This window comes from Corallococcus sp. 4LFB, from assembly GCF_046520365.1.
Classification (GTDB): Bacteria; Myxococcota; Myxococcia; order Myxococcales; family Myxococcaceae; genus Corallococcus; species Corallococcus caeni.
Genome location: NZ_JBKGHJ010000421.1, coordinates 1 through 7,494 on the forward strand (window position 1 = coordinate 1; position 7,494 = coordinate 7,494).

Consider the following 7,494-nt stretch of genomic DNA (forward strand, 5'->3'; position numbering starts at 1 on the left):
CTGCCGGACGCGGCCTCGCCCGAGCAGGCCGCGCGGCTGCCGCGCTACGAGCCGGAGCGGGCGAAGGCGGAGCTGGCCGGTGTGAAGGGGCTGGACCGACCGCTGCGGCTGGTGGTGAAGGCGGGGGATTCATTCGTGCCGGAGGAGGCGCTGGCGGAGCGCATCGCGGCGCAGCTCGCGCGGGTGGGCGTGACGGTGGTGGTGGACTCGCGCTCGGACTTCTCCGCGGAGGTGGCGCGCAGGACGCCGCAGGGGCCGCGCGCGTATGACCTGCAGCTGCGGCGGCTGGGCGCGGACTACGCGCACCCGAACACGTTCTTCACGCTGTTCGAACGGCAGGGCAACCACCAGACGGGCTGGGAGACGCAGGCCGGGGGGGAGCCGATGCGCCGCTTCGAGCAGCTGCTGGAGGAGGCGGACGGCGACGCGGACAAGCTGCACGCGCGCGAGCTGTACGCGAAGGCCCAGGAGGTGCTGGTGGGCGAGCAGGCCGTCATCGCGCCGCTGTACCACCCGGACCGCTACTTCCGGGCGCGGGCCCGGCTGCACGGGCTGGACGTGGATCCGTTCAACTTCCTCGCGCTGCGCGCGCTGCGGCTGGGCCCGGCGGAGACGCCCTCGGCTCGCGCGGAAGGGCAGGGGCCCTGACGATGCGCACGGACTCCTCGATGCGAGGCCTGGCGTCGCGCATCGCGAGCGCTCAGCGCGGGTTCGTATCCCGAGGCGTGGGACCGCGCGCTTCGCACGCAAGGCAGGGGCCCTAGCGCATGCGCCTCATCGCGACGCGCCTCGTGCGGCAGCTCGTGCTCGTGCCGGTGGTGGCGGTGGCCTCGTACTTCCTCATGGCCGCGCTGCCGCTCACCACGGAGAGCGACACCAAGCGGCAGGTGTCTCCGGAGCTGGCGGCTTCGTACCGGCGCGACCTGGGCATCGGTGAGCCGCTCGGGTTCCTGCGGCCGTGGCAGAAGCTGTTCGCCGGGGAGCGGCTGGGCACCAGCGCTCAGGGCATCACCGGCGATGAGCTCCTCCAGAAGCTCTCCGGCAGCGTGGGCGTGGGCCTGGTCGCGCTGCCCCTGGCCCTTGCCTGGGCCGTGGGCTTCGCGCTCCTTCGCACCCGGTGGCGGCGGGGGCGCTTCGCCGTGCTCGGTGACGTGTTGCCCGCCATCGCGTTCGGGACGCCGGTGTTCATCCCCGCGCTGCTCCTGGCCCCCGCCGTGGTGGAGCGCGGCCACCTCTTGCCGGAGCTCTGCGCGGCGGTCGTCATCGCCATCTGGCCGGGGACCTTCCTGGGCACGCTCGTGGGGGATGCCCTGGAGACCGAGCTGTCCCGCGACTACGTGCGCACCGCGCTCAGCAAGGGGCTGGACGCCGGCACCGTGCTGCGCCGCCACGTCCTCCCCAACGTGTGGCCCGCGCTCCTGGACGCCGTGACGCCCGTCGCCACCGCGCTGCTCGCGGGCTCGTTCGCCGCGGAGCGCGTCTTCGGCCTGCCCTACTTCGGCCAGCTCTACGTGCTCGCCGTGCTCAACAAGCAGGTCGCCGTCGTCGTCGTGTCCACCACCACCTTCGCCACCGTGCTCGTCGTCGTGAGCCTCACCGTGGAGCTGCTGCGCATGCTCGTGGATCCGCGCGCCCGGGAGGCCCGCGCTTGAACCGCGTCCCCGTGCGCGCCTGGGTGGGGCTGGTCCTCCTGGTGGGGCTGGGCGGCTTGAGCCTCGTGGCCGGACGCCTCTTCCCGGAAGCCCTCACGCACACCTGCCCGCTGGGCTGGGACCTCAACCGCCCCGACCGCAGCGTGTGCGAGCTGGCCTTCGGCGGCCTCTGGGTGTCCCTGGCCGTGGGGCTCGCGGCCGGTGCGCTGTCCACCGTGCTGGGGCTCGCCGTCGCGGCGCTCGCGCGGCTGTCGGGCGGCGTGACGGAGCAGGTGCTCCTGCGCGCCGTGGACGCCGTGTTCGCGCTGCCGGACGTGCTCGTGGTGATGGTGCTCCAGCTCGCGGGCCAGTCCCTCATGGACGCGGGAATGACCCGCGGCCTGGGCCCCTTCGGCTTGATGGTGACGTCGCTGGCCCTGGTGGGCTGGGCCGGCCCCGCGCGCATGTTCCGCGACCGCCTGGCCACGCTGGAGGGCCAGGAGTACGTGGCCGCCGCGCGGGCTTTGGGCGGCGGCGGGGTGCACGTCCTGCGCGTGCACCTGTGGCCCCTGCTGCGCCCGTTCGTGCTGGCCGTGTTCCTGAGCCGCCTGCCCAACGCCATCCTCACCGAGTCCACGGTGAGCTTCTTCGGCATCGCCCGCATGGAGCCCATGTCCCTGGGCCGCTACCTGGGCACGTCCTACGCCGCGCTCATCTACGAGGGCGGGGGGCGCGTCGTCATTCCCGCCTGGGGCCTGCTCGTCCTGCTGGTGCTTGGCGCCTCGCTCGCTTCACAGGCATTGGGGGGAGGTCGCCGTCGCGAAGTGTGAGGAATGCCTCACATCGGGACAAAGGTTCCACTCGAACGGAAACCCTTTGCCCTCAGGTGAACACCATGTCCCTTCCGACGGAAGAAATCCCCCTCTCGCCTGCCCGTGATGAGCGTCCGCGCGACGACGGTCTGCGCAAGGAAACCGTCCGGGGCTCGGTGCTGGTGGTGGAGGACGACGCCGCGCACCGCGAGCTGCTGGTGGAGATGGTGAGCGGCTGGGGCTACGACGCGATGCCCGTGGGCAGCGCGGAGGAGGCCGAGTTCGCCGTGCGCAACAAGCGCATGGACGCCGCCATCGTGGACGTGTTCCTGCCCGGCCGCAGCGGCACCACGCTCATGTCCAAGCTGCGTGAGAAGTTCCCGCAGGCGGTGCTCATCGGCGTGAGCGCCATGAGCGACGCGGCCACCGCGCGCAAGTGCAAGGGCCTGGGCGCGGACCTCTTCATCGGCAAGCCGCTGGATCCGGAGAAGCTGGCCAAGGCGTTGAAGTCCAAGCACCAGAGCTGGCACTGAGGTCAGCAGGGGAGCGGGTTCCGGTTGCACACCCCCGCCGGACGGCCGATGCTCCCAGACGTGAAGAACCTCGCCTCAGGCTTCCTGCTGGCCATGCCCCAGCTTGGAGACCCGAACTTCTACCGGTCGGTCATCCTGATGATCGAACACGGGGAGACGGGCTCCATGGGGCTCGTCGTGAACCGGGGAGCGCCCCTGACGCTCGGTGAGCTGGCGCGCGGTCAGTCGATGGACATCTCGACCGACCGCGTGTCGCAGCCGGTGTTCGTGGGCGGCCCGGTGGAGCCCCAGCGGGGCTTCCTCCTGCATGACGACGCGTCCGTCCCGGAGAAGCACGCCGTCCTGCCCGGCCTCTACCTGAGCGTCACGCTGGACGCGCTGGGCCCCCTGCTGCAGCGGACGAACCCGCGCGTGCGCTTCTGCCTGGGGTACGCGGGCTGGGGCCCCAAGCAGCTGGAGAACGAGATCGCCGCGGGCTCGTGGCTGTACGCCGACGCCACCGCGGACGCGGTGCTGGGCCAGGACCCGGCGAAGCTGTGGGATGCCACCCTGCGGGGGCTGGGGGTGGATCCGGCCATGTTGGTGATGGGAAAGGGGATGAACTGATGCTCGACGCCGAGACGCTTCGCCGTTACCTCCTCGACGCCCTGCCGGGCTCGGAGGTGGAGTTGAACGACACGACAGGGACGGGGGACCACTTCGAGGCGCGCGTCGTCTCCCCCGCCTTCACCGGCAAGACGATGGTGGAGCAGCACCAGCTGGTGTACGCGCCGCTGCAGCCGTGGCTGAAGTCCGGCGAGCTGCACGCGCTGGCGCTCAAGACCTATTCGCCCGAGCAGTGGAAGAAGCTCGGGCCCCGCTGAAGAAGGAGCAACGACTCATGGACGCAACCCTCAAGGCCCACCTCGACGAGACGGTGAAGTCGCACCCCATCGTCCTCTTCATGAAGGGCAACGCCCTGTTCCCCCAGTGCGGCTTCTCCGCGCGCGCCCTCCAGCTGCTCCAGCCGCTGGGCCCGGTGCACACGGTGGACGTGCTGGCGGACCCCAACGTGCGCCAGGGCATCAAGGACTACTCCAACTGGCCCACGATTCCGCAGGTCTACATCCACGGGAAGTTCGTGGGCGGCTCCGACATCCTGATGGAGCTGGCCGAGCGCGGCGAGCTGCAGGACCTGGTCGCCGCCGGCGGCAAGTAGGCGCCAGGGTGGGACGGCCCGGGGGGAAGACCCGGGCCCCGTCCCCCGCGTAGACTGGGCGGCGGTCGCCAAGAGGGGTCTCGCCGCCGTGCTCACCGTCACACCGCCTGATTCGAAGCCGCAGGACGCGTCCACCGAAGTGCCCGGCAGTCCGGTGGCGGGAGGACCCCTGCCGCCCGGGGCGAACGTCGCGGTCGCCACGCCGGGTGGCGCCGTCGCGGAGCCGGACGACCTCGTCAGCACGGAGAAGACGCCCACGCTGGTGGACCGCGTGCAGGCCTTCCGCGCGAAGTACGAGAAGCAGGAGATGGCCCTCTTCTTCTTCGCGGGCTTCCTCTACGACGTCCTCACGCTGAGCCCCGTCGACGACGCGCTCACGGAGGTGCAGAACTTCGCCTACCTGGCCATCCTCGCGGGCCTGCTGGTGCTGGAGCAGCGCTACCCCGAAGGCGTGGAGCCGCCGAAGCTGCTGATGAAGGTGTGGCGCTTCCGCGAGGACGCGCTGCACTTCTTCATGGGCAGCCTGCTCTCCGCCTTCACGCTGTTCCTGTTCAAGAGCTCGTCGGGCTTCACGCCGCTCCTGTTCATGGCGGGCATGTTCGGGCTGCTGGTGGCGAACGAGATGCCGCGCTTCCGGCAGCTGGGCCCCGTCATCCGCGTCGCCGTCTTCAGCCTCTGCGTGACGCTGTACTTCGCGTCGCTGCTGCCGGTGCTGCTGGGGCGGGTGGGGTGGTGGATCTTCACGCTCTCCGTCGCCATGGGGTGCGGGAGCATCTACGGGCTCTTGCGCGTGCTCAAGCGGTGGCGCCCGGACGAGACGGCGCTGCTGCGCACGGTGGCGGTGCCCGGCTTCGGCGCGCAGGCGCTGCTGTTCGGGTGCTACTTCCTGGGCGTGATTCCGCCGGTGCCCCTGGCGGTGCAGTACAGCGGCATCTACCACTCGGTGGAGCGCGTCTCCCCGGGCGTGTATCGCCTGACGTCGGAGGCTCACCCGTGGTGGAAGGTCTGGACGGCGTTCCACCACGGCGACCAGGACTTCGCGGTGCGGGCCGGCGAGGAGCCCATGTACTTCTTCCGCATCTTCGCCCCCAAGGGCTTCGAGAAGTACCAGGTGCGCGTGCGCTGGTACTTCGACCACCCGGAGAAGGGCTGGACGGCGCTGGGCAAGGGGTTCATGGCCAACGTGAGCAGCAACGGCACGGAGGGCGGCTACCGCTACTACGCGCGGCCGGGCACCACGCCCAAGCCGGGCGACTGGCGCGTCGTGCTGGAGACGGAGGACGGGCACGAAATCAACCGCCTGAACTTCACCGTCACCGAGGACACGCGCACCGAGCCGCGCCCGGAGAAGGTGGACATGTCCGTGCTCAAGGTCGTCAAGCCCATCCCGCTGGAGGAGTGGCAGAAGAGCCAGCCTCCCGCGCCGGTGGCGGCGCCCGCGGCTACGGCGCCGGCGCCTTGAGCAGCGTCACCTGACCCAGCAGCACCGGCACCGCCGTCTCCACGCGCAGGATGCGGGGGCCCAGGGAGAACGGCTGGAAGCCGTGCGCCTCCAGCAGCTGCGCCTCGAAGGGCACCCAGCCTCCATCCGGACCAATGGCGAGCACCACGCGCCGGGCGCTCGCGACACCCCGGGCCTGGAGGGGCTGGCTGGCCGGAGGGTGGGGGAGCAGGCGCAGGGCGTCCGTGCCGAAGACGGTGTCCAGCTCGTCCTCGACGAAGGGGCGGAAGCGCTCGCGGATCAGCACCTGCGGGGGGCGCGTGTCGCGGGCCTGCTCCAGGCCCTGGTGGAGCAGGTCGCGGATGAAGGCCTCGTTGAGCACCTTGGAGTCGAAGTAGCTCTTCTCCACGCGGGCCGCGTTCACCAGCACCACCCTGTCCACGCCCAGGGACGCCACGGCGGGCAGCACCTTCTTGAGCGCCTTGGGGCGGGGGATGGCCAGCAGCAGGTCCACGCCGGCCCTGGGCGGGGGCGCGTCCGTGAGGGTGACGCGCAGGTGGAGCAGGCCGGGGGCGTTCTCCAGCACCTCGCCCGTGCCGGTGGGCCCGTCCAGGCGGCCCACGCGCAGGGACTCGCCGGGTTCGGCCTTGAGGACCTCGCGGGCGTGCTGGGCGCGGCGGCCGGTGAGCCGGGCGGTGCCGTCCGGCTGGAAGTCCTCGTCGAAGAGCAGGAGCAGGTTCACGGTCCGCACCATGTAGCCGTTCCCGGGCGGGCAGGGGAGGGGGCGGCCCTTGCTTGAGGGGGCGCCCCTCCCGGCCGCCGGGGGCGGGGCCGTGATAAAGGGCCGGGCGTGCGTACCTTCTGCATCAAGTGTCTGCGTCCTGAAAGCGCGTGCTACTGCGCGCACGTCCCCCAGCTCCAGACGCGCACGCGCGTGGTGTTCCTCCAGCATCCCCGGGAGCGGCGCGTGGCCATTGGCACGGCGCGCATGGCGCACCTGTCGCTGCCCAACTCGGAGCTGCACCGGGGCGTGGACTTCACCGGCCACGCGCGGCTGGAGGAGCTGGCCCGGAACCCGGAGCGCGTCGCGGTGCTCTTCCCGGGCGAGGACGCCATCTCCGTGGAGGAGGCCCAGGCGAACCCGCCGGAGACGCTCATCGTCGTGGACGGCACCTGGCCGCAGGCGAAGAAGGTGGTGATGCGCAACCCGGTGCTCGCGGCGCTGCCGCGCATCGGCTTCGTGCCGCGCCGCCCGAGCAACTACCGCATCCGCGCGGAGCCGGCGGACCACTGCGTCTCCACCATCGAGGCGGTGGCGGAGATTCTGGGCCAGCTGGAGGGCAAGCCGGACTACTTCGACCGCATGCTGGGCGCGTTCGAGTACATGGTGGACACGCAGCTGGAGCGGCAGGAGACGCGCACGGGGCCGAACCGGCGCCGGCTCTACAAGGGCGAGTGGCGCCCGCCGCTGGAGCTGCGCTCGCTGGCGGACGCCGCGGACCGGCTGGTCCTCTTCTACGCGGAGGCGAACGCGCACCCGCTGGAGGCGGGCATCCCGCCGGAGCTGGTGCACCTGGTGGCGGTCCGCCTCACCACGGGCGAGCGCTTCGAGGCGGTCATCGCGCCGGAGCTGCCGCTGGCGCACAGCACGACGCTGCACGTCGAGCTGTCGGAGGAGGAGCTGCGCGCCGGTGAGCCGCGCGCGCAGGCGCTGGCCCGCTTCGAGGCGTTCCTGCGGCCGGACGACGAGCTGACGGTGTGGACCACCTTCGCCCTGGACCTGCTGTGGAGCGGCGGCCTGGCGCGCCGGTCCGCGCGCAACGTGCGGCTCGCCACGGCGCGGGCGCTCAAGGCAAGGCGGGCGGCGTGGAGCAGGCCG

Annotated in this window: 8 protein-coding genes and 2 pseudogenes; 9 read left to right on the plus strand and 1 reads right to left on the minus strand. The window is 71.8% G+C overall.

Annotation, left to right across the window (positions count from 1 at the left end; translation table 11 throughout):
- The 8 genes and pseudogenes from ACLEQD_RS32585 to ACLEQD_RS32620 form a co-directional block, all read left to right on the plus strand.
- Window positions 1–648: pseudogene (locus tag ACLEQD_RS32585) on the plus strand (peptide ABC transporter substrate-binding protein); the annotation flags it as partial.
- Window positions 649–767: 119 nt separating this feature from the next.
- Window positions 768–1,652, plus strand: a complete 885-nt coding sequence (locus ACLEQD_RS32590) for an ABC transporter permease subunit (RefSeq protein ID WP_410389391.1) — start codon at window positions 768–770, stop codon at window positions 1,650–1,652.
- Complete coding sequence (locus tag ACLEQD_RS32595; RefSeq protein ID WP_410389392.1) at window positions 1,649–2,461, plus strand: ABC transporter permease subunit; 813 nt, start codon at window positions 1,649–1,651, stop codon at window positions 2,459–2,461. Before ACLEQD_RS32590 ends, ACLEQD_RS32595 begins: the two co-directional genes overlap by 4 nt.
- Window positions 2,462–2,526: 65 nt before the next feature.
- Window positions 2,527–2,976, plus strand: a complete 450-nt coding sequence (locus tag ACLEQD_RS32600) for a response regulator (protein WP_120527433.1) — start codon at window positions 2,527–2,529, stop codon at window positions 2,974–2,976.
- Between the two features lie 60 nt (window positions 2,977–3,036).
- Complete coding sequence (locus ACLEQD_RS32605; protein WP_410389393.1) at window positions 3,037–3,582, plus strand: YqgE/AlgH family protein; 546 nt, start codon at window positions 3,037–3,039, stop codon at window positions 3,580–3,582.
- Entirely contained in the window at window positions 3,582–3,839 is a 258-nt protein-coding gene (locus ACLEQD_RS32610) for a BolA family protein (protein ID WP_143909262.1), read from the plus strand. The genes ACLEQD_RS32605 and ACLEQD_RS32610 overlap by 1 nt, the downstream gene beginning before the upstream one ends.
- Before the next feature lie 17 nt (window positions 3,840–3,856).
- On the plus strand, window positions 3,857–4,174 hold the full coding sequence (gene grxD, locus ACLEQD_RS32615) for a Grx4 family monothiol glutaredoxin (RefSeq protein ID WP_410389394.1): 318 nt from the start codon (window positions 3,857–3,859) through the stop codon (window positions 4,172–4,174).
- An 88-nt stretch (window positions 4,175–4,262) separates the two neighbouring features.
- Window positions 4,263–5,636 (plus strand): DUF2914 domain-containing protein, encoded by a 1,374-nt coding sequence (locus ACLEQD_RS32620; RefSeq protein ID WP_410389395.1) that lies wholly within the window; start codon window positions 4,263–4,265, stop codon window positions 5,634–5,636.
- Here ACLEQD_RS32620 and ACLEQD_RS32625 read toward each other — a convergent pair.
- A complete protein-coding gene (locus ACLEQD_RS32625) occupies window positions 5,617–6,357 on the minus strand; it encodes a 16S rRNA (uracil(1498)-N(3))-methyltransferase (RefSeq protein ID WP_410389396.1) in 741 nt (246 codons plus the stop codon). The two genes, ACLEQD_RS32620 and ACLEQD_RS32625, sit on opposite strands and share 20 nt — an antisense overlap.
- A 108-nt stretch (window positions 6,358–6,465) precedes the next feature.
- Here ACLEQD_RS32625 and ACLEQD_RS32630 point away from each other — a divergent pair.
- Window positions 6,466–7,494 (plus strand): annotated as a pseudogene (locus ACLEQD_RS32630) (tRNA-uridine aminocarboxypropyltransferase); the annotation flags it as partial.